18 protein-coding genes and 3 pseudogenes are annotated in these 20,364 nt (G+C 42.4%); 6 read left to right on the top strand and 15 right to left on the bottom strand.

Annotation, left to right across the window (positions count from 1 at the left end):
- Complete coding sequence (locus PGQ33_RS11820) at nucleotides 1-453, top strand: hypothetical protein (RefSeq protein ID WP_008371201.1); 453 nt, start codon at nucleotides 1-3, stop codon at nucleotides 451-453.
- Nucleotides 454-472: 19 nt separating this feature from the next.
- Entirely contained in the window at nucleotides 473-1,528 is a 1,056-nt protein-coding gene (locus PGQ33_RS11815) for a type IV pilus twitching motility protein PilT (protein WP_270205783.1), read from the top strand.
- Nucleotides 1,529-1,594: 66 nt separating this feature from the next.
- Here PGQ33_RS11815 and PGQ33_RS11810 read toward each other — a convergent pair whose 3' ends face one another.
- The 4 genes from PGQ33_RS11810 to PGQ33_RS11795 form a co-directional block, all read right to left on the bottom strand.
- On the bottom strand, nucleotides 1,595-1,942 hold the full coding sequence (locus tag PGQ33_RS11810; RefSeq protein WP_117824018.1) for an Hpt domain-containing protein: 348 nt from the start codon (nucleotides 1,940-1,942) through the stop codon (nucleotides 1,595-1,597).
- A gap of 129 nt (nucleotides 1,943-2,071) precedes the next feature.
- Nucleotides 2,072-3,487: a hypothetical protein gene (locus PGQ33_RS11805; protein ID WP_270205782.1), complete on the bottom strand. Its 1,416-nt coding sequence runs from the start codon at nucleotides 3,485-3,487 to the stop codon at nucleotides 2,072-2,074.
- The gene (locus tag PGQ33_RS11800; RefSeq protein ID WP_117836004.1) at nucleotides 3,484-3,876 is read right to left on the bottom strand and encodes a GntR family transcriptional regulator; all 393 of its coding nucleotides are present in this window, start codon (nucleotides 3,874-3,876) and stop codon (nucleotides 3,484-3,486) included. Before PGQ33_RS11800 ends, PGQ33_RS11805 begins: the two co-directional genes overlap by 4 nt.
- A gap of 281 nt (nucleotides 3,877-4,157) precedes the next feature.
- Entirely contained in the window at nucleotides 4,158-4,937 is a 780-nt protein-coding gene (locus PGQ33_RS11795) for an HD domain-containing protein (protein WP_270205781.1), read from the bottom strand.
- A 248-nt stretch (nucleotides 4,938-5,185) separates the two neighbouring features.
- On the opposite strand from PGQ33_RS11795, the gene PGQ33_RS11790 reads away from it, so the two are divergent.
- Entirely contained in the window at nucleotides 5,186-6,073 is an 888-nt protein-coding gene (locus PGQ33_RS11790) for an Rpn family recombination-promoting nuclease/putative transposase (RefSeq protein WP_055248710.1), read from the top strand.
- Between the two features lie 22 nt (nucleotides 6,074-6,095).
- Here PGQ33_RS11790 and PGQ33_RS11785 read toward each other — a convergent pair whose 3' ends face one another.
- The 7 genes and pseudogenes from PGQ33_RS11785 to speB form a co-directional block, all read right to left on the bottom strand.
- Nucleotides 6,096-6,404: a hypothetical protein gene (locus PGQ33_RS11785; protein ID WP_270205780.1), complete on the bottom strand. Its 309-nt coding sequence runs from the start codon at nucleotides 6,402-6,404 to the stop codon at nucleotides 6,096-6,098.
- Between the two features lie 91 nt (nucleotides 6,405-6,495).
- Entirely contained in the window at nucleotides 6,496-6,990 is a 495-nt protein-coding gene (locus tag PGQ33_RS11780) for a GNAT family N-acetyltransferase (RefSeq protein ID WP_055155958.1), read from the bottom strand.
- Nucleotides 6,991-7,350: 360 nt separating this feature from the next.
- Nucleotides 7,351-8,775, bottom strand: coding sequence for a glycoside hydrolase family 32 protein (locus PGQ33_RS11775; protein WP_270205779.1), 1,425 nt, complete (start codon nucleotides 8,773-8,775; stop codon nucleotides 7,351-7,353).
- A 111-nt stretch (nucleotides 8,776-8,886) separates the two neighbouring features.
- Nucleotides 8,887-10,839: pseudogene (locus tag PGQ33_RS11770) on the bottom strand (glucose PTS transporter subunit IIA).
- Between the two features lie 175 nt (nucleotides 10,840-11,014).
- Nucleotides 11,015-12,064, bottom strand: coding sequence for a LacI family DNA-binding transcriptional regulator (locus PGQ33_RS11765; protein WP_008371226.1), 1,050 nt, complete (start codon nucleotides 12,062-12,064; stop codon nucleotides 11,015-11,017).
- A gap of 76 nt (nucleotides 12,065-12,140) precedes the next feature.
- Complete coding sequence (locus PGQ33_RS11760; protein ID WP_243263207.1) at nucleotides 12,141-13,622, bottom strand: YjiH family protein; 1,482 nt, start codon at nucleotides 13,620-13,622, stop codon at nucleotides 12,141-12,143.
- A 103-nt stretch (nucleotides 13,623-13,725) separates the two neighbouring features.
- The gene (speB, locus tag PGQ33_RS11755; RefSeq protein WP_055155955.1) at nucleotides 13,726-14,676 is read right to left on the bottom strand and encodes an agmatinase; all 951 of its coding nucleotides are present in this window, start codon (nucleotides 14,674-14,676) and stop codon (nucleotides 13,726-13,728) included.
- A 244-nt stretch (nucleotides 14,677-14,920) separates the two neighbouring features.
- Between speB and PGQ33_RS11750 the strand changes: the two genes are divergently transcribed.
- On the top strand, nucleotides 14,921-15,817 hold the full coding sequence (locus tag PGQ33_RS11750; protein ID WP_117835992.1) for a LysR family transcriptional regulator: 897 nt from the start codon (nucleotides 14,921-14,923) through the stop codon (nucleotides 15,815-15,817).
- A gap of 107 nt (nucleotides 15,818-15,924) precedes the next feature.
- Here PGQ33_RS11750 and PGQ33_RS11745 read toward each other — a convergent pair whose 3' ends face one another.
- Nucleotides 15,925-17,160 (bottom strand): MFS transporter, encoded by a 1,236-nt coding sequence (locus tag PGQ33_RS11745; protein WP_270205778.1) that lies wholly within the window; start codon nucleotides 17,158-17,160, stop codon nucleotides 15,925-15,927.
- 191 nt (nucleotides 17,161-17,351) lie between these two features.
- On the opposite strand from PGQ33_RS11745, the gene glsA reads away from it, so the two are divergent.
- Nucleotides 17,352-18,302, top strand: coding sequence for a glutaminase A (gene glsA, locus PGQ33_RS11740; protein WP_008371229.1), 951 nt, complete (start codon nucleotides 17,352-17,354; stop codon nucleotides 18,300-18,302).
- 64 nt (nucleotides 18,303-18,366) lie between these two features.
- Here glsA and PGQ33_RS11735 read toward each other — a convergent pair whose 3' ends face one another.
- Nucleotides 18,367-18,555, bottom strand: a complete 189-nt coding sequence (locus tag PGQ33_RS11735) for a hypothetical protein (RefSeq protein WP_270205777.1) — start codon at nucleotides 18,553-18,555, stop codon at nucleotides 18,367-18,369.
- Between the two features lie 609 nt (nucleotides 18,556-19,164).
- On the opposite strand from PGQ33_RS11735, the pseudogene PGQ33_RS11730 reads away from it, so the two are divergent.
- A pseudogene (locus PGQ33_RS11730) lies at nucleotides 19,165-19,656 on the top strand (VaFE repeat-containing surface-anchored protein); the annotation flags it as partial.
- 76 nt (nucleotides 19,657-19,732) lie between these two features.
- Here PGQ33_RS11730 and PGQ33_RS11725 read toward each other — a convergent pair.
- Nucleotides 19,733-19,993, bottom strand: a pseudogene (locus PGQ33_RS11725) (YdcP family protein); the annotation flags it as partial.
- Between the two features lie 15 nt (nucleotides 19,994-20,008).
- Nucleotides 20,009-20,335 carry a YdcP family protein gene (locus PGQ33_RS11720; RefSeq protein WP_005339720.1) on the bottom strand — a complete coding sequence of 109 codons (327 nt, stop codon included), beginning with the start codon at nucleotides 20,333-20,335 and terminating at the stop codon, nucleotides 20,009-20,011.
- Nucleotides 20,336-20,364: the final 29 nt, after the last annotated feature.

The following is a 20,364-nucleotide window of genomic DNA, read 5'->3' as shown; positions in this document are numbered from 1 at the left end:
ATGAAGAGAAAGAAAAGGGGATCATACCCGGGGATTCAGATCGGAACGTCGTACCTGCTTGTGATCTTTGTAATCCTGTGTCTGGTGACATTTGCCACACTCTCACTGTCAAGTGCAAAAAGGGATCAGAGTTATAGTCAGCAGCTTGCCGGCCGGGAAACGGCGTATTGTGAGGCAAATGCAAAAGCGGCGCAGATCATGGCGCAGATCGATGATGCATTTGCAAAAGAGGATCCTGTATTTGCGATTCGGCAGATTGAGGGCGTGACAGCTGAAGAAGACGGAGCGAATCTGGATATTTCCTATGTGGTTCCGGTCACGGACAGTCAGAATCTGGAAGTCGAGATCCTGGCAGATCCGGTAAAGGGAACGCAGAAGGTTGTAAAATGGAAAGAGTCAGCATCTGAGAAATGGGAAGAAAAGTCAACACTTCCGGTCCTTGGAAGTGACTGACGCGAAAGGAGTTTGAGCTATGGATATCATTGTACTGCTTCAGCAGGCAGTTTTAAATCATGCATCGGATATATTTGTTGTAGCAGGTCTTCCGGTTTCTTATCGGGCAAATGGAAGAATCTGCAGGGAGAAGGAAGAAAAGCTGATGCCGCCGCAGACGAAAGAATGCGTTGAGGAATTATATAAGCTGGCAGGAGGACGGGACATCCGGGTTCTTGAAGAAAAAGGAGATGATGATTTTTCTTTTGCTGTTCCGGGACTTTCGAGATTCCGTGTCAGTGCGTACAAACAGAGGGGTGCGCTCTCAGCCGTTATCCGTGTGATCACATTTAAACTGCCGGAGCCGAATGAGATCGGGATTCCGGACCCGGTGATGAGCTTTTATAACCTGTCAAAAGGTCTGGTGCTTGTGACGGGCCCGGCGGGAAGTGGAAAATCTACTACGCTTGCCTGTCTGGTGGATAAGATCAATCATTCAATGGAAAAGCATATCATTACGCTGGAAGATCCGATCGAGTATCTGCACCGGCATGATAAAAGTATTGTAAGCCAGAGAGAGATCAATGTGGATACGGAAAGCTATGTCAATGCGCTACGTGCTTCGCTCCGGCAGAGCCCGGATGTGATCCTGCTTGGTGAAATGCGTGATTATGAGACGATCGATGTGGCAATGACAGCAGCGGAAACCGGGCATCTGGTATTTTCTACCCTGCATACGATCGGAGCAGCAAATACGGTTGACCGTATCATTGATGTATTTCCGGCAAACCAGCAGAGGCAGATTGCAGTTCAGCTGTCCATGGTATTGCAGGCTGTAATTTCACAGCAGCTTGTGCCGACAGTGGATGGAAAACAGGTCCCGGTATTTGAAATCATGACGATCACTCCGGCGATCCGCAATATGATCCGCGACAATAAGGTTCCGCAGATTGATGGAGTCGTGTATTCGTCTAATAAAGAAGAAATGCATTCGATGGATTTTGGTCTTCTGAATCTGTATAAAGATGGGAGGATCACGGCGGAGACGGCTCTCTCCTATGCATCAAATCCGGAAATGCTGAAGAAAAAGCTATAGAAAAACATAACAGGAAGGGGCTGCGGTGAAGCAGTCTCTTCCTGTTTATCGTCAGTGTTTTAAGATTTAGCCAAGGGCTGCAATTGCTTCGATCACGATATCATACTGTTTTTTGACATCGGCGATCAAACCGTCAAGGTTGTCGTATTCCTGGCTGCGGAGCTTTTCAGTCAGAGCACTGCTGACATTGTAAAGTGCAGTAAATCCAAGGTTTACGGCAACACCTTTTAAGGTATGCATTGCACGAAATGCGGTTTCGTAGTCCTTTTTAACCCAGGATTCTTCAAATAAAGCCATATTGTTGTCCTGCGGAAATTTAAGGACAAATTTGCGTACCATATTTTCATTCATAAACCGGTGAAGAATATCATTATAATCGCCACCAATTTTTACATAACATTCTTGAAGTGTCATTGTCTACAGTCCTTTCTGAACTTTTTTATCTTTGTGAAATCCGTATATTTTTGCCCCAACATTTTAACATGACGTGTTACGCTTTACAAGATATTTCGTATTATGCATTGTCATGGTAATGAAAAAGGCTTATTTATTCGAAGAAATTGCATCATTTAACTGATCGTACCATTCTTTAGTCTGTGCTTCGTTGCTGCTGTTCAGAAAAATGGTGGTATCTGTTGTCTTTATCTGAAGAACCGGAGGATGTTCAATCCAGATATACATCTGGCAATGTCCGGTTTTGCTGCCACGGAAATTACCGAGAAGTTTGCTGTTATCTTCGGAGCCATCAGACCGGTAGAATTTTTCATCCGGCAGATTATCCAGAAGAGTTACTGATTCCACATCAGCGAGAGCAAAGGTTGCTGTTTTATAGCCGGATGTAATAGAATACTGGGCAGCATTTTCCGTCAGGCGGATCGGTGTAAAATCGATCCGGATACAGAGGATACACATCCAGAGGAGAAGAAGCCCGGTGCCTACGAGCATTCCTCCGGTGACATATTTTGCAGAAGGGTGTCCGTAGTTTAGAGAATAATTCATGCTGTTCACACGGTCCTGTACAAAATACCGTTTGTCATTTGGATTGTTGTACCAGCCTTTTCGCCAGTAATAGTCATCATCAATATAAAATGGTGTGCTGTCCTGGGAGAGGATCCGCTCTTTTTCCTTACGCAGCCAGAAAAACATGATCAATATGATGGCAGCCGGTATCAGTTCGAGGAAAATGTAGATGCCCATTCCAACTCCGCCAATCCAGTTGCTGGATGCAATATCCCGGATGATCCCGAGATAGGCGCCGGTATTGCAAATGTTGGAGACAAAAAGGAATATGGTGTATAAACGCTTCTCCAGTGCATTGATCTGCAGGTTGATCTGTGAATTTTCACTGTAAATTTTGTTTGGCATATGGGCGAATAAATAGCCGGTACCCATGTAAGCTGCCGCGACAAGAATTGTGCAGAGAAGCATGACTCTTCCATCACTTTCGGTCAGCAGATAAGTACGGACCTGTGGGAAAAACAGAGGGATCAGAATTACTGCAGCCGGGATCAGATGAAGCTTTGCTGGCAGTATCTTTTTCGCAATTTGTGAGGAAGTGCGGGTATCCACTGCAGCGGACACATCTGCATTTGCTGAGCTGATCCATCCATTTTTCTGCTTAATGTCGTATACTTTCTGGTGATAATGATAGACACGGAGGATGGTAAGAAGGCAGAATTCTACGAACCACAGTGTCCATACGGTAATAAAAATAGAAAAGTAAGTAAAGCAAAGCAGGCATACCGCAATTCCTGCCAGTATGTTCCACAAATAAAACTGGCGGTTGCGCTTTTTATAAAGCTGGAGAAGCTCTTTTATGTCGGGATGTTCAAGCTCAGATTTAGGAATATGGACTCCCATCAGCATTCCTTCCCGGTATTTTGCAATATTTCCATAGACTCCGGCAAAGATGCCGACCATGGAAATGTCTGTAATTAAAAATATAATCAGCATCATCATTTCGCTGTTACCTCCATTTCGTTAAATGCTCTCTGGCAGAATTCCAGGAAGTCGGTCAAAGTCATGCCGTGGAATTTTGCTTCTGCGCTTAAAAGTTCCAGTTCATCTGCCAGCTTTTCGTCAAAGCGGTTATCTTGTGGAGCAGAGGAAGTGGGATAACAGATGGTTGTTCCCTTACGGCGGTCTGTCTCGAGGAAGCCTTCTGTTTTCAAAAGCTGGTAAGCTTTGCTGACGGTCATGGTGTTGATACCGAGATCGGTTGCCATCTGGCGGACGGTCGGAAGCGATTCCCCCGGCTCAAATTCCCCTCGCCCGATTCCTTTGACAATCTCGTTGCGCAGCTGAAGGTAGATCGGGACTTCGGACTGCATGTTGATCTTGAGGATCATATATCGGCATCTCCTTTCTGTGAGATTTAATTGTATTATACCACATAATACAAATAATACAATAGGAGGATAAAAAAACAGGAAAATGATGTACACGCTTTCAAGGTGCAAATAAATCTTAGAATTTGTTTTCCTGAAAGCGCATATGTCAGTTTCCTGATTTTTTATGTGGTTTGTGTTTTGATTAAGTTAAACAAATAGCGGGCAAATATTCGCCTGACTAAAATTGTAAAAGTTTAAAAACATTTTTTACAGCCTGGTAATTTTGCAAGCTGAGTGAGTTAAAAGGATTGGCTGTTTGTATGGGAATTAATAAAATTCTGCATATAAACGCGGATATTTTCCATCTGTTCTTTTGTAACCGGATTGCTATATGGAATCCTGTCGATAATGCGGTTTAAGTAGTCATTTTCCGCTATGATATCAAAGCTTTCTTTGAAGTTAATATCGAAGAAATAGACGATATAAGATACCCAGTAATCCATCTGTGTGACGCGGTCTGCGGAAAGGATACATTTGTTTTTAAAAACTGTTTCGTATACCTTTTGGGTTATATTCTGTGTACCGAGTTCTTCTTCAGAAACGTTAATAAAGGTGCTTGTGGAGTCTACGAGCTTTACCCGGCAGTTGTCCAGCTTGTCCTCATCACGGATCAGTTTTGCGTGTAAAAGTGTCTGCGGATCTGAGATCTCAGGGAGTTCATAATCGCTGTGGTGGGCGATTGCAGTGTAAATGATGGAGTCCCATTTGTCATCCGGAAGAAAGCGGCGGATCATGCCTTCATCAAAAAGCACCTTTACACCGTAAGCAGCGTGATCCATTGTGCCAGGCTCAAAGCTGTCGTAGCGCTTTAACTGCTCAAAACGCCCGATGTCGTGAAGGAGTGCAATCAGCCTTGCAAGGTCGGTGTCTTCGGCTGAAAGATGCATCCTTCCGGCAAGCGCTTCTGCCTGTTTTACAACGCCGTAGGTGTGGATGATTTTTAATTTTATGCGGTCATTTTCGCGGTCGTATCCGTTAAGGTAAGATTCAAATTCTTGTTGTGCGAGTGGATAGTACATGAAGTTAAACCTCCTGAAAATATATGGTTAGTGATTAAAAGATTTATGAATATGATAACACAAATTTTATTATTTTTTAATTGCTTCTGCCAAGAGAAACCAGTATTATTTGAAATAAGGCGAATGTAGAAAATCAAATCATATATAGATATGAGTGTATTTATTGTAGATAAAATTTTATATCTACACGAAACATGAGTTATGACGAATTTACTTATTAACCTTTTTCGATTATAATGGAGGCAGAAATGAGAAAACAAAAGAAAAAGATTCGTCATAACAAACAAACTCATAACCGGCAATATAAAGACCGATTATGGAGAATGATCTTTAATAACAAAGAAGATCTGTTGCAGCTTTACAATGCAATCAATCACACAGACTATCAGAATCCTGATGATCTGGAAGTAAACACATTAGAAGATGTCCTTTATCTATCTATGAAAAATGATGTATCCTTTCTGGTGGGTGGTACAATGAATCTGTATGAACATCAAAGTACCTTTAATCCCAATATGCCACTACGTGGCGTGTTCTATTTCGGAAGGCTATATCAGGGATATGTAGCAAAGAATGATCTGGATATATACGGAGAAAAAAGACTACGGCTCCCGATACCGAAGTACATTGTTTTTTATAATGGAACAAAGGATGAACCAGATTCAATGGAATTAAAGCTGTCTGATTGTTTTGAAGCGACAGATGATGAAAAATCGTGTCTGGAATGTACAGCGATTATGCTGAATATCAATTATGGTCATAATCAGGAGCTGATGCATCAGTGCAGACGGCTGGAGGAGTATGCAATATTTGTGCGATGTGTCAGGGAATATATGCAGTTGGAAGATACAATGGAAGATGCGGTTTCTAAAGCAATGGATGCCTGTATCAGGCAGAATGTGTTGACGGATTTTTTGAAGAAACATCGAGCGGAGGTGTTGGAAATGATTTTGACAACATATAATAAAAAATTGCATGAGAAGACGTTGAGAAGAGAAGGGCGTGATGAAGGGATACAAAATATCAATCGACTGAACGGATATCTGTTAGCAGATAAAAGATACAGTGATTTAGAACGCTCAACGAAAGATACCGAGTATCAGGAAAAACTCCTGAAAGAATATGGAATAGAGTAAAATAAGAATCCCGTGTCAGATGTCAGGAGAAAGTGTAAGTTACTTTCTCCTGACATCTGACACGGGAATTTTCTTTTTTATAATTGCGGATTTCTTCTGCAATCTGTGTATAGTCTCGCTCAAAAAGCTTCTGGCTGATCTGCTCATTTAATATCATCTCCGGCAATTTTTCTACAAGCTTCTTCTGGACAAAAGCCTTACTCTTCTGCTTATATTCTGGCAGATGATATTTTTGCTGGATTGAATACAATTCTGGTCGCCAGAGGATTCGGATTTTTCTGGTGAGGTCAACGTGAGGATTTGCCAGCATTTCCCGGACAACATTTTTCAATTGTGTTGATATCATTTGAAGTTGCAGAATATTTTTTTGCCAGATTTATAATTTCTTCTAAAATACTATTGATTGTCATAAAAATACCCCTCTATTCAGATATCCTAATAAATTCATAAGCAATCCGCGGAGTCCCGTCACTGACGTAAATAATCCCACATTCTTCAAATCCATTCTGCTTAAAGCAAGCCTGCATTGGTTGATTATCCTTGTGGGTATCTACACGCAGATGTGAGATTTGTGTCTTGCAAAAATCAAAGCAAGCCCGTGCAATCCCTTTGGTTGTTCCGTCAGATGCAAGGCGGTGAACGGTTCCGTATGGAGTCTCGGAACGCCAGCTTCCATTTTCAATGAGTTGATAGTTCGGCTCGTCTCCGATGATAAGTGTAAAAGTGGCAACGACCTTATCATTTTCTACGCAGACATAACTGTTACCATTCTGGATATCCGGTTCGAGATCTTCGAGAGCCGGATAATTTGCATTCCATTGTGTCGGGTTTCCGGTTGCGTGCATGAACTGGCGTGCGGTGTCAAAAATATTTAAAATCGTGTCTACATCTTCTGGAAGTGTTTTTCTGATTAACATGGTGTTTCGTTACCTTTATCTGTTTTTTGTTGTATATGAAGTATAACATTTGAAATAAAAAAAGAAAAGGTGGAGAAGAAGGGTTTTCTGGAAGCGGTAAGGATTTTGCTTTCAGAAAAAAATATGCTGTTTGAGTCGTTGCGTGAAAAACTGGAAAGCTATCCGGAACTGAACAGTATGCTCTATTCGCTTTTATTTACGGGAAAAGCAATTGTGTAACAGTCAGAATTAAAAATTGTGTAACAATCAGAATTAAAAAATGCCAGGCAGGATACAGCATGCAAAGGAGGAAAAGGGATTGCTGTACCCCGTCTGGCGTTTTCGTATACGGGAAGCTTGGGGAGATTTCCCATATACGATTTACTGAATTTTATCGAATGTAATGTGGGCACTTGGGGAATGCACCACAATCTTATAATCATTTGGATAATATCTTGTAGAGAATACGAATTCTCCGTCATTTACAAATACTTCAACGGAAGAAGTATCTGCAAGGATTTTTACATTTTCCAGAGTGCCGACGTTGGCGTAGCGAAGGCTTCTGCCTGCGGATGCGGAAGTTTTACTTTTGGTTGTGAAATGCATCTGGAACCGTCCATTCTCATAGTCAAGGATCAGTTCATCTGAAAGGACAGCCTGGAAATGATTCTCCTTAATTCCATTTACATTTACTTCATATACCGGGCAGTCGCTCTGGGTAAGTTCATTCTGAACATCCTGAAGCTGTTGTTTTTTTGCATCCAGCTCGCGAACCGGTTTCTGGCAGACTTTGCCATCTTTTATGAAGACTTCTCTTGGAAATGTAAAGCAGTGCTGCCATCCGTCTTTGATGGTCGGATTGGTATATTCTTCGCAATCCGGCATTCCCATCCAGCTGATATGGATGCGTCTTCCATCTTCTGCTTCGAAGCTCTGCGGAGCGTAATAGTCAAAACCATAATCCCACAGATGATATGGGGATAATTTGTAGGAATCTAAAATGTCGCCGTCCACAAGGAAGTAACCGGACTGGTATACATTTCGGTCAGCCCACTCTTTGCCTTCCAGGCCCTGGACGGAGGAGGAAAGGATTTTGATGCCGTCCGTTTCAAAATAATCCGGGCATTCCCACATATAACCGAAAGGCTTTTCGGATTCTATACGGCTGCGAAAGTGCCAGTTTATTTTATCGGAGGATTCAAAAATCAGTGCCTGACCGACATCATTTTTAGTACGTGCGCCCTGGATCATGTAGTAGATATCGTCCTTTTTCCAGACCTTCGGATCGCGCACATGGCAGGTCAGGTCAGAAGGATAATCGCTGTTGCGGAGCAGCTCTTTTTTGCTGCCAAAATGGATTCCGTCTTTGGTTGTGACGAGTACGGTATTTGCCTCACGGCCGGTGTTGATATAATCAAAATCTCCATCTTCCAGCTTGACATTTCCGGTGTAGTAAAGATACATTGTACCGTCTTCGAGGAAGGCAGATCCGGAATATACACCGTGGCAGTCAAATGGCTGATCCGGGTAGAGGGATACACCTTTGTATTCCCAGTCGATCAGATTGGTGCTGGTGTAATGACCCCACATTTTCACACCGCCTTCGGCGTTAAATGGGGAGTACTGGAAAAATGCGTGGAACACACCATCCATCTGACAAAGTCCGTTCGGATCGTTGAGCCAGCCAACCGGAGGCATCAGGTGCAGTTTCTCGCGGAACTGTGTGCCGGATGTCTGTTCTTTTGCTGTCTGGTTCTCTTCTGCTGTATTTACTAAGTTTACAAAATCTCTGGTTAATGCGTTCATATTGATTCACTCCTGGAAATAGTTCCGCAGGCAACGGTCCGGAAAACGTATTGATACGGATATCCGACACCCGCTGCGGGAGACAAATTTGATTATTTGTCATGAGTTATTTTATTTCGTAAGTTTCATAACAGATGATTTACCGGTTACAGTGCCGGGTGCGGCACATTCTACAGAATCATACAGATCTGTATTGGTAAGGATCATCATGGTTGTTGCCGGATGTCCGGCTTCTTTTATTGCATTTAAATCTGCTTCGATCAGCACGTCTCCGGCGTGTACTTTTGCACCGTCAGATATTTTCTTTGTAAATCCATTTCCATCCATTTTTACAGTGTCGATTCCGACATGAATCAGAAGCTCTGCGCCGCCGTCAGTCAGGATGCATACTGCGTGACCGGTATCAAAAATGCTTATGATTTCGCCATCACAAGGTGCGGTGATGATGCCGTCAGCAGGTTCGATCGCTACGGTTTTTCCAAGGACTTCTGCTGCAAATGTATCGTCTGCGATCTGATCATTTGGAATGATTTTTCCATTTACCGGAGCATTTAACACTTCTTCGGAAGAAGTGGTTTTTGTATTGCCTGAAGCTGTTTTGGTTTCGGAAGCAGCAGATTCTTCGCTGTCTGTTTCCTCTACGGAAGCTGCAACAGTAACAGGAGCTTCTGCGACTGGCTATTTCTTCTTGTCTTTGTAAAGTGCGAAGGATACTGCAAATGCAACACCGACTGCGATTGCCATCTCAATGACGTACTGAAGTGGCTGGTTCAGGCAGAGCAGGATTCCGAAGATACCGGTTACACCTGTTCCTTTTGCACCGAGGTGAACAAGGGAAGCATAAAGGGCTCCGCATCCTCCACCGATGCATCCGGCGATAAATGGTTTAAAGAATCTTAAGTTTACACCAAAGATTGCAGGTTCTGTAATTCCCATAAATGCACTGAGTGATGATGGAAGTGCAAGGGATTTGATCTTTTGGTCTTTTGATTTTACAGCAACGGCAAGTGCTGCTGCACCCTGTGCCACGTTTGCTGCACTTGCGAGTGGCAGCCAGTAGGTTACACTGTATTTTGCAAGCTGTCCGATATCGATGGCTGTGTACATCTGATGGATACCGGTAACAACGGTCGGTGCATATAAACTACCCATGATCAGACTTCCAAGTCCGAGTGGAAGTGTCAGCATCCACTGGATTGCTCCGAGGATTGCATTTTCAGCCCATACGAAGATTGGTCCGACGATGGAAAGTGTAAGGTATCCGGTTACGAATACGCTGACAAGCGGTGTGACAAAAAGGTCTAAAACTTCCGGTACGATCTTGTGAAGCTTCTTTTCAAGTACGGATAAGATCCATACAGCAATGACAACCGGAATAACGTGTCCCTGATAGCCGACCATGTCAATGTGATACAGTCCGAAGAACACGCTCTGTGTCTGCTGAACACCTTCCGTTGCAACTGTGTAGGCGTTCTGCAGGGACGGATGGATCATGATCATACCGATAACTGCGCCAAGGTAAGGATTTGCGCCAAATGCTTTTGCAGCGGAGAATGCAATCAGGATCTGCAGGAATGTGTAAGCAATGTTACTGAAAAGGGTTGCAAATACATAGATCGAGCTGGTTGTGCTGATGTGTAAGAACCCGTTACTGTTCATGAAATCCAGTGCGTTCATGATTCCCATAAGGAAACCGCTGGCTACGATTGCCGGGATGATCGGTACGAAAATGTCTCCCAGAAGCTTGATGGCTTTCATAAACCAGTTCTGCTTTTCGGCAGCAGCTTCTTTTGCTTCTGCTTTCGTGCTGGCTGTGATGCCTGCGATTGCAATAAATTCACCAAATACTTTGTTGACGGTTCCTGTTCCGAGAATGATCTGGAGCTGTCCGGATGCTTCAAATACCCCCTTTACCCCGTCTACATTCTCAAGTGCTGTCTTATCCGCTTTCGTGTTGTCTGCAATGACAAGGCGAAGTCTGGTAGCACAATGGGCAGCAGATACGATGTTCTTACTTCCACCCACATGATTCAGAATTTCCTTTGCGGTTTTTCTGTAATCCATATTCTCTCCTCCTTTAGATACAATGTGTAATCGATTTCATATCTTATGCTTAAATAATATGAAAAAAAATGCCATTTGTAAATATGGCATTTTTACTGATAATTCATATTGTTTTTTGTGAAAAGTGTTGAAAGAAACTTTCGTTTCCTTAAGAAACTTCGGAAAATCAGGAAAATCAGGTAAGATTTTCGGAGTCTGAAGGGTCTGCTCCAACAAGACGGAAGCCGAGCTTCATCTCGATCGGGATCTGTTCTCCCCTTTCAATACTGTCAAGAAGTAGCTCTGCGCCGCGGATTCCACTGGTTTTGTAGCCGAAATGGATGGTTGGGATTCCTCCGGTGACGGCTTTTAACATCTGGTTATCTCCGAATCCGGTTACTCGGATGGACGTATTTTCAAGGATATAGCGCATTCTTGCACCTGCATCGGCTGCATTTGTCGGAATCTGCTTTTTTAAGTAGGTCTGAATGGCTTCGATTGCTCCCGCTGCTATGGTATCGGTTGCACATGATATGACATCGATATCACATTTGCTTTCCAAAAGATCCAGAGCAGACTCATATCCGGATTCCAGCGTGAAGGCTGAGGTTCGCTTATTTTCCTCGAAAAGCGTGACACCTGCATTTTTGAGTCCTGCGATAAATCCGTCCTCTCTTGCGGCACCTGCCGCTTTGTCATCACGAGTAACGCCGATGTAAGCAACTCCTTTTTTACTGAATCCGGCAACGGCCTGTCCCATTGCCTTTCCTGCACCGTAATCGTCGTGGTAAATGCAGTTTGCGTGTGAGGTGCGCTGCCCGATCACGACAACAGGAACCTTTGTCTCTTTTAAAAATTTCCGGTGACCGGCGGTGAACATCGTACCGACAAGAATAATTCCGTCCACCGGATAATTTTCAAATAACCGGAGGTATTCTACTTCCTTTGCAGGGGTGTTGTCGGTTCCGGCAAGAAGCATCTGATAGCCTCTTTCGGCGAGAACACTTTCAATTCCGGCAGTGATCCGGCTGATGGATTCAGAATTGATCTTCGGGACGACCACGCCCACCAGGCTTGCCTTTTTGGTACGAAGCATACGCGCCTGTGCGGATGGCTGGTATCCGGTTTCTTCGATGACTTTACGAATCTGTTCTTTTTTCTCTTCACTGACGTAGCCGCCGTTCAGATATCTGGATACAGCTGCGCTGGATACACCGGCGAGCTGTGCGATTTCTTTGATGGTCATAATATAAAAATCTCCTTCTTATACAACAAGTATAAAAAGGAGATTTCAGGATGTCAAACAGAAAAATTCATTGTAATCAGAATAAAATATGGACTACTAAGGAAGCAAGCGGAATTGCGATAATAGTACGCTCCAGGAAACATACAACGATTTCCCAGAATTTAATTGGGGATTTGGTTGCTAACATTACTGTTGCTGTTTCTGAGAAGAAAATAATCTGTACCATGGATACCAGAACAACGAATGCTCTTGCTTTTACACATACGGTAACGCCGCTTCCCATCATGACTAATACAGGAAGGAACATTTCTGCGATTCCAACCGGGATTGACGGAGCAATCGCTGATACGTCAGGAATCCGGAATAAAACAAGGAGTGGCTGGAAAATGTAACCTAACCATTTGAATACAGGAGTGTATTCTGCAAGGATCAGACCACTTACACCGATGGCCGATAACATAGTCAGAACCTGTGGGAGAACCAGTAAGCTGTCTTTTAAGCTGTTCTTAACTTCTACGGATACATTCTTTGCAATATAAGCACGCTTGACTGCACGGTTTATACCGAGAGGAAGAAGGCTGAAACTGAATTTGGTATCATTTTTACGTTCCGCCTCTGTCTGCACATGTCCAGAATAGTATACATCCTTTTTCTTGCTGATCGGTGGAATTCTTACGGTTATCATTTCGATAATGAATACGAGAACAAAGCTGATCGCGTAAACTTTTACGAAATGATCACCTAGTTTGGCTGTATTGATTACCATGTATGCAAAACCAATACTTACAGCACTGAATCCGGTCATGATGGCGACCATTTCTTTTTCAGTGTAAACATTTCTTTTCCACAATCTGTTTGTGATTAAGACACCAAGTGAAGAAGAGCTTACAAAAGAAGATACGGCATCCAGAGCAGCTTTTCCAGGAACCTTGAATAACGGACGCATCAGTGGTTCCAGGATGGCACCGATAATTTCCAGGATTCCATAATTTAAAAGGAATGGCATGAAAATAGCACCTACGATGATGATTCCAAAAACACCAAGAACGATCGGAGGAATAACGCTTCCACCGGTAGAATCGCCAATGATGATTTCCGGTCCCTGGAATCCTGTGATATTTATATGACAGGCATATAAGACCACATAGATGAAGCCGAGAGCGTATAAAAATGTATGGATAATCGTGTCGTTATCATAAATTTTGGCAAAAGGTGATTCAAGAGTACCTTTTTTCACATACTTAAAATAAATATGACAGACAAAATTTCCGGCAACGATGAGTGTCAAGATCCAGTAGGCAAAATTGCCAAACATATTTACAAAGGCATTATAAATAATACTAAAGATAATTTCGCTCTTACCGTTGTGTGGTACAGAAACAAAAAAAGCGGCGATACCGATAGCTGAACAGATGACTAATCTGAGAATGCCCTTTATAGTCTGGCTTTTGTTCAACTGGATTTTATCAAGTTCGGCGGACATCATATCGCTGTCATAAGTAACTTGTTCGGTAGTAGCTATGGTACTTTCCGTGGTCATAGTCTTAGATTTAACCATAAAGAGTCTCCTTTCCTGAAAAATGCGTATTTTAAGAACAACAGCACCAGTTCCAGTAGAAACTGGTGCTGTCATTTATCTTAAAAATATAATCTAAGATAAATTATTTTCTTTTTTTCTTGAGTGCAAGAATAGAAAGATATTCAAATACGATATTAGCTGCAAGATATGCGGTAATTTCACCATGATCATAAGCTGGAAGAACTTCAACAATATCAAATCCTACAAAATTCAGATCTTTCAGTGCTCTTACAAGTTCCAGTCCTTCGAGAGAAGTAAATCCGCCAACTTCCGGAGTTCCTGTACCTGGAGCATAAGCAGGATCAATAAAGTCAATGTCGAAAGTAAGGAAACAAGGTTTATCTCCTACTCTTTCAATTGCTGTTTCAATCAAAGCCGGAAGTCCCATTTCACGTACCTTGTGTGCAGGAATCAGTTTCATGCCAAGTTCTGCAGCCATCTTGTGTTCGTTTGGATCATAAAGGGAACCTCTCATACCAATCTGAATAGAATGAGATGGATCGATAAGTCCTTCTTCGATCGCTCTTCTGAAAGGTGTTCCGTGATTGTATTTCTGTCCAAATACTTCGTCACACAGATCTGAATGAGAATCGAAATGAACAAGAGCTACTGGACCATATTTTTTGGCTACTGCCCGGAGTTCTGCAAGTGTAATTGCATGATCGCCGCCGAGAACGATCGGACAGGCATTTTTCTCAAGTATTCCAGCAACCCCTTTTTCGATTGCGTCGTAACTCGGGTGAATATAACCAGGGGTGATATTGAAATCACCAATATCTCCACCCTTCAGGCTTTCCATAATATTAACCTGCATGATTACATTGTTCGGTTTCATCATTGCAGAGATATTACGGATTGCGTTCGGACCAAATCTTGAACCAGAACGGAAAGAACTCCCTGTATCAAATGGTGCACCTGCAATCGCAAAGTCAAGACCTTCTGCGGTGTCTACCTTTTGCATTCTCATAAAAGTTCCCATGTTACAAAATCTTGGTGATGATAAAGCACTTGCTGGCTGTTTGATTTCTGACATATCTGTATCCTCCTTAAAATCATATGTAATCATTGCGAACGTTCGATATTTGTTTCGTTGAATGTATGATAGCATTTTGTTAAAAGCTTGTGTTATATCGATCTTTGATAAGTTATATGAAAAACCATATAAGAAATAATATAAAAAGATATAGATTACAGAGATTTTTTGTGTTAACATATAAAAAATATCAATAAAGTCAATAGATCCAGAGTATGAAAAAACAGGTAGGTAGTGAGTGAAAATGGATAGCAAATGTTTTCGATATTTTATTGAAGTTTATGAATGTGGATCAATTAACAAAGCAGCCAAACATCTGGGTTTGTCACAGCCAAATTTAAGTGTTTGTATTAAAAATGCGGAAAAGGAACTGGGATTTTCTGTGTTTTCAAGAAACAATAACAGAATACAATTGACGAGTGAAGGAGAATTGTTTCTGAAATCCGCCCGTAAAATCGTCAGAGAGCTGGACGCGATCGGGAACATCCCTTCTCTTTTTGCAAATAAGGGAAATATTTCGGTTTCAAGTACCTATTCTTTTGATTTTATGAACCTTTTTATGCAGTTTAAGAAGAGAAATCCGGCACGAAATATAGAAGATTCATTTAAGGAAACAGGGCTGATCCAGGTAATCCGAGATGTTATGGATAAAAGATACCGGATGGGATTATTTTACTGCTTTGATTCAATCAGTGAAAGCTATTTTGAAATGGCGGAAAAATATAATATGAAGTTGATCCCGATTGCCAAAAGCAAACCGCTGATTCTTCTGACATCGAAGAAGAATCCGCTGGCATTGCGCAAGAAGATTGAATTTGAACGGATCAGAGAGCTCCGCTGTATTATGTATGAAAATTTTAAATTTGAGGAGTGGCTGGGGATTCTAGGTTTTGAAGATGATAACAAGATTCTTTATGTGTTTGACCGGGGTGGCCTTCTGGATGCAATCAAGCAAAGCAATTATTCTACCGTTATGATGAAGCGTTTTTCGGATGTGTCTTATAGTCCGGAGTGTGTGGAAATTCCTGTTGTGAATGCACCGTGTGGGATGAGCGCGTACTTGATGTACCATTCGGCATATATACCGAATCCGCGAGAGAAAATCTTTATCCGGCAGTTAAAGGAACTGTTTAACGACTGAAAATATGCGCGAACAAATAAAACGGGGATGCAGATTATATAACTGATCTGTATCCCCGTAAATTTAGGATGTTAAATAAAAGGCACTGCGTGCCGTGACGTATTCTATTATAATCTGCGATACAGATTTTTATAGCGTTTTTTGTCCTCTTTCGTTAAGATAACAGCCAGAAGCATGAATGCGACTCCTGTCAGAAGAACGATGATCCAGGTAAAGATCGGCGTATGATTTTTGTAAATAAATCCGATCAAAAGCTGGTACAGACTCATAAATCCGATGCGGATGATCTCCATCAGCCCGTGGATTCTTCCGCGGTGGCTGGATGGAATACGCCTGGTCATGTACGGGCTTTCCGCCAGCATGTAAGAAATCTCACCCCATGTCAGTACGACCATTGCCGCATAATAGAACGGAATGTGTCCGGAAAAGAGGATGAACATCACGTAGCCGACCAGTGTCAGTAAAAATCCGTAGATTGTCTTTTTGGGTTCGGAGGATCGCTTCAGGATCTGGGTGATAAGTGGTGTGAAGAGAACAACGATAAAGCAGTTGATGCTTGTAACTGTTCCGAATATCACCGCACCGGTATCCCCGTGCAGACGGATCAGATCCATAGGAAAGAGATAATTATACATCTGGTAAAGTGCTGTGTACCCGCTGGTGATCAGAATGAACAGCAGAACAAGCCGGTTTTCTTTAAGAATCGTCAGCAGGCTTTCCCCGTGGCGTTCGGCCTGATAAATGGCGTTGCTATCATTTTCTTCTTTTTCCGGTGTGATATTCTGTACAAAGAAATAGATCAGCACAGAAGAAGTGCCGATGGAAATTCCACTGAGCAAAAATGCAAGCCATAAGTAATTGCGAAACATAAATCCGGCTACAGCAGAAGCCATCACGCCGCCGAGATTTGCTGTCAGATACTGGAGGGAATACCCTCTCTCCCTGTCCTTGCTGAGGGTGATGTCCGCAGTAAGCGAATTGTAGGACGGATTTTCTATGTTCTGGCAGGTCGATGCGATAAACATCAGCACAATGGATTTTGTCGTCAGCGGGATCAGTCCGCAGATGATATAAGAAATGACGGAAATCATATCCAGGTAAACGATATTCATTTTCTTATTAAAACGATCGGCCATCTTTCCACCGATCAGATTTGCCGGGATCGTCAGGATCCCCATCAGTGCCGTGATCCAGGCAACCTGCACGGCATTCATCCCAAGCTTCTGGCTTAAGATCATCGTCAGCATCGGACGGACCATTGCCCCCATGGCCGTCACAAAGCGTCCAAAGCATAAGACATAGTTTTCTTTTCTAAGACCTTTGTATTGCGAAATTAGATTCATGATACGTTTTCCCCTTTGCATATTCCCCAGTTTCAAACTACTAATAATATACAATGCGGGCACTTTTTTGTCTATCTTATTCCGCCGGGTTTCAGCAAAAAATGGTGGTTGATTGAAGCCGGAAAATGATGTATGTTAATACTTAGGAAATAGCAGTTGTAGGGGATTACGACTGAGCGAAAAAGGAGAATATGATGAAATCAGAAGAAGTTACGAGAATACTGGAAAATGCCATCCGTATAGGAAAAGGTGTGATCCGGTATGGAAGTGTCGCATCGTATATTCCGGAGCTTGCCAAGGCAGATAAGAATAAACTGGGGATCTGCCTTTACACAATAGACGGCAATCAATTTGAGACCGGAAATACAGAGGACAGATTTACGATACAGTCCATTTCCAAAGTAATGGCACTGTGTCTGGCGCTGGAAACGTTTGGAGCAGAGTTTGTGTTTGATCATGTGGGCGTGGAGCCGTCGGGAGAGGCTTTTAACTCACTGGTAGAACTGGATAACCGGAGCAACCGGCCCTTTAATCCGATGATCAATTCCGGAGCAATTACGGTTGCAAGTCTGCTAGTGAACCATTATTCCATCGAAGATATGCAGAAGTATATGCAGGAAGTATGCGAAGATCCGGAGATCGCGATAGACGAAGCCGTATTTCAGTCTGAGATGGCGACCTGCGCAAGAAATAAGGCGATTGCCTATCTTTTAAAAAGTAAGGACATCATTGATACCGATGTAGAAGAAAGTGTTACCTTTTATACCAAGATGTGTTCCATGTCGGTAAATGCAAGAGATTTGGCAAGGTTCGGTCTTCTGCTGGCAAATGACGGAGTGCAGCTTTCCACCGGAAAACGTCTGATCTCATCTCAAACTGTGCGGATGGTGCAGACCATTATGCTTACTTGCGGAATGTATGACGGATCGGGGGAATTTGCATTAAGAACAGGAATTCCGACTAAGAGTGGAGTCGGCGGAGGTCTCCTCAGCGTGTCGAAAAAGAAAATGGGAATCGGGATCTACGGACCATCTCTTGACAAAAAAGGAAACTGTATCGCAGGCTGCGAATTGTTGGGATATATTTCAGAAGCACTGCATCTTCACATCTTTGATACCAGAGAGTGGAAGGTAGAAGAATAAAAAAGACGATACTGCAAAACTCCCTTGGCATGTGGTTTTGCAGTGTCGCTTTTCTTTTGTCCGCTTATTTTTCAGAGGATGGAAGACAATTTCCATCTTTAACAATGGTTGGTTCTTTTCCTGCAATCATGGTTACCATGTATCCATTTTTTCCAAAATTGATTGCAACGACTTTTCCTTTTTTTGTATGGAAAATCTGAATAAGGATATCTTTTGAAGTCGGTCTGATCTTTGGGATTCCTTTGAAAAGCATTTAATGCACTGTTTGATATTCTTCCGAGCTTTGTCATCTTTTCGCCGCCGATTGTGGAGGTAAATTTGCAAGATTCTTCAAAGCTTTCCGGGTACATAGCATAACATTCGGACAAAGCAGCCTGAGCAGCAGTCCAGACTTCTTTTGCCTCAGTTAAAACAGCCTGCTTTTTTGCTTTTTCAATATATCCTGTCAAAGACGGAATAAGCAGTGCTGCCAGTATTGCAAGAATAGATATACAACAATGAGTTCTACAAGTGTAAAGCCGTGTTTTTTATGAATTGTTTTTATGAAAACCACTCCCATTAAAAATATGTTAAAATGTGTACAGATGAAATTTTTTGATTCCAAAAACACAATAAAAATCTGATTATCCGCTAAAACACAGTATCTATCAGCATTTTCAAGAAAACAAACACATCAATTTACTACTTATTTACTACTAAAGAATGAGCCTTGATACGCAAGTTTTCTTAGATATGCAAAGATATGGTACAGCACATCCGTATTGAAACAACAAAAAATTGAATATTTCATAGACTATGGAACGCCTAAAATGACGTTCCTTTTCTATTTCCAGCCGTTCTTATTGGACGGCTATTTTATTACCTAACCTTAGAGGGCTTAGAAGTCGGTACACAGTACAAACTTGTAGGCTGGCAGATGTTGAAAGAAGAAAATGCAGAGCTTCTTATCGACGGAAAACGTGTGGAAAGTGATTATACATTTACCGCTGACAGCGAAACTATGAAAGTGGAAGTTGCCTTTACCTTTGACGCTACTTCTCTTGATGGCAAACAGCTTGTAACTTTTGAAGAATTGTACGATTTAAGCAATCCAGACGAGCCGAAGAAAGTTACCGAGCATAAAGACATTGAGGACGAGGGACAGACGATTACCTTTAAGGAAAAACCAGAAGTCCCAGAAGAACCAGAGAAACCCGAAACACCGCCGACACCAGAGAAGCCACACCGACCTAGCGACAGTCCCAAAACGGGCGATAACACAAACCTTTACGGACTGCTTGCACTTCTTTTAACTTCTGGTGCTGGGCTGGCAGGTATCTTCTTCTACAAACGCCGTAAAATGAAGAAATCATAAGGCGGTAACGGTATGAGGAAAGAAAAATCACGCTCTCCGCCGAAGCTGTCAAACGGCAGACTTCCGCTTATTCTGGCTTTCTTGATACCGTATCGGCTACGGGATTGACAAGCTCCACAACTGCATTGTACGGAAATTCCCTTAACGGTACTTCTGGCGGTACGGACACGGGGATAATTCCACCATGCAGACTGCACTTCAAATCATAGATACGCTTTTTAAGCTGGGTACTCGGTGTCCCGTCCTCATTCTGTAAGAACACATCACGCACCGCTGTAAATTTTAATTCTCCAAATGTTTTCTCTTTGTCAATAACAAACCCGTTTGATAATCTCATAAATTCTTCACTCCTTTACTTTTCTTCAACTGCTACAATATCATCAGCAACTAACACATAATCGGTATGTCCCATATCCCCGATTGCGTAACCTCTGCCGTATAACTTCGGATTGACAAGTTTTACTTTCTGTTCATACTTGAACTTCTTTTCGCCAGCCTGCACGGGAATTTCCACCACAACATTTTCGCCTTTTTGTACGTCAGAATAAAGGTTATAGCTTCGTCTGGCTAAGACCCTGCGGTTATTTTTATCTCTTTCAAAGACTGGCTCACTTTCGCCTGCAAATTCAAGAGTTCCAAAAGACTGTGCCATATCTGGCACGACATATTTCATTTCCATATTGTTTTACCTCGTTTCTTTCTATTTTT

The organism is Coprococcus sp. AM100_B19A (genome assembly GCF_027662015.1).
Classification (GTDB): domain Bacteria; phylum Bacillota; class Clostridia; order Lachnospirales; family Lachnospiraceae; genus Allocoprococcus; species Allocoprococcus comes.
This window is presented reverse-complemented; position numbering and strand designations above follow the sequence as displayed.

What these genes read in the sequence shown, in the direction of transcription:
- PGQ33_RS11800 (WP_117836004.1), bottom strand. Translation starts at nt 3,876, where the DNA reads ATGATCCTCAAGATCAACATGCAGTCCGAAGTCCCGATCTACCTTCAG.
- PGQ33_RS11805 (WP_270205782.1), bottom strand. Translation starts at nt 3,487, where the DNA reads ATGATGATGCTGATTATATTTTTAATTACAGACATTTCCATGGTCGGC.
- PGQ33_RS11720 (WP_005339720.1), bottom strand. Translation starts at nt 20,335, where the DNA reads ATGGAAATGAAATATGTCGTGCCAGATATGGCACAGTCTTTTGGAACT.
- speB (WP_055155955.1), bottom strand. Translation starts at nt 14,676, where the DNA reads ATGTCAGAAATCAAACAGCCAGCAAGTGCTTTATCATCACCAAGATTT.
- PGQ33_RS11760 (WP_243263207.1), bottom strand. Translation starts at nt 13,622, where the DNA reads ATGGTTAAATCTAAGACTATGACCACGGAAAGTACCATAGCTACTACC.
- PGQ33_RS11820 (WP_008371201.1), top strand. Translation starts at nt 1, where the DNA reads ATGAAGAGAAAGAAAAGGGGATCATACCCGGGGATTCAGATCGGAACG.
- PGQ33_RS11775 (WP_270205779.1), bottom strand. Translation starts at nt 8,775, where the DNA reads ATGAACGCATTAACCAGAGATTTTGTAAACTTAGTAAATACAGCAGAA.
- PGQ33_RS11790 (WP_055248710.1), top strand. Translation starts at nt 5,186, where the DNA reads ATGAGAAAACAAAAGAAAAAGATTCGTCATAACAAACAAACTCATAAC.
- PGQ33_RS11795 (WP_270205781.1), bottom strand. Translation starts at nt 4,937, where the DNA reads ATGTACTATCCACTCGCACAACAAGAATTTGAATCTTACCTTAACGGA.
- PGQ33_RS11810 (WP_117824018.1), bottom strand. Translation starts at nt 1,942, where the DNA reads ATGACACTTCAAGAATGTTATGTAAAAATTGGTGGCGATTATAATGAT.
- PGQ33_RS11735 (WP_270205777.1), bottom strand. Translation starts at nt 18,555, where the DNA reads ATGCTTTTCAAAGGAATCCCAAAGATCAGACCGACTTCAAAAGATATC.
- PGQ33_RS11765 (WP_008371226.1), bottom strand. Translation starts at nt 12,064, where the DNA reads ATGACCATCAAAGAAATCGCACAGCTCGCCGGTGTATCCAGCGCAGCT.
- PGQ33_RS11745 (WP_270205778.1), bottom strand. Translation starts at nt 17,160, where the DNA reads ATGAATCTAATTTCGCAATACAAAGGTCTTAGAAAAGAAAACTATGTC.
- glsA (WP_008371229.1), top strand. Translation starts at nt 17,352, where the DNA reads ATGATGAAATCAGAAGAAGTTACGAGAATACTGGAAAATGCCATCCGT.
- PGQ33_RS11750 (WP_117835992.1), top strand. Translation starts at nt 14,921, where the DNA reads ATGGATAGCAAATGTTTTCGATATTTTATTGAAGTTTATGAATGTGGA.
- PGQ33_RS11815 (WP_270205783.1), top strand. Translation starts at nt 473, where the DNA reads ATGGATATCATTGTACTGCTTCAGCAGGCAGTTTTAAATCATGCATCG.
- PGQ33_RS11780 (WP_055155958.1), bottom strand. Translation starts at nt 6,990, where the DNA reads ATGTTAATCAGAAAAACACTTCCAGAAGATGTAGACACGATTTTAAAT.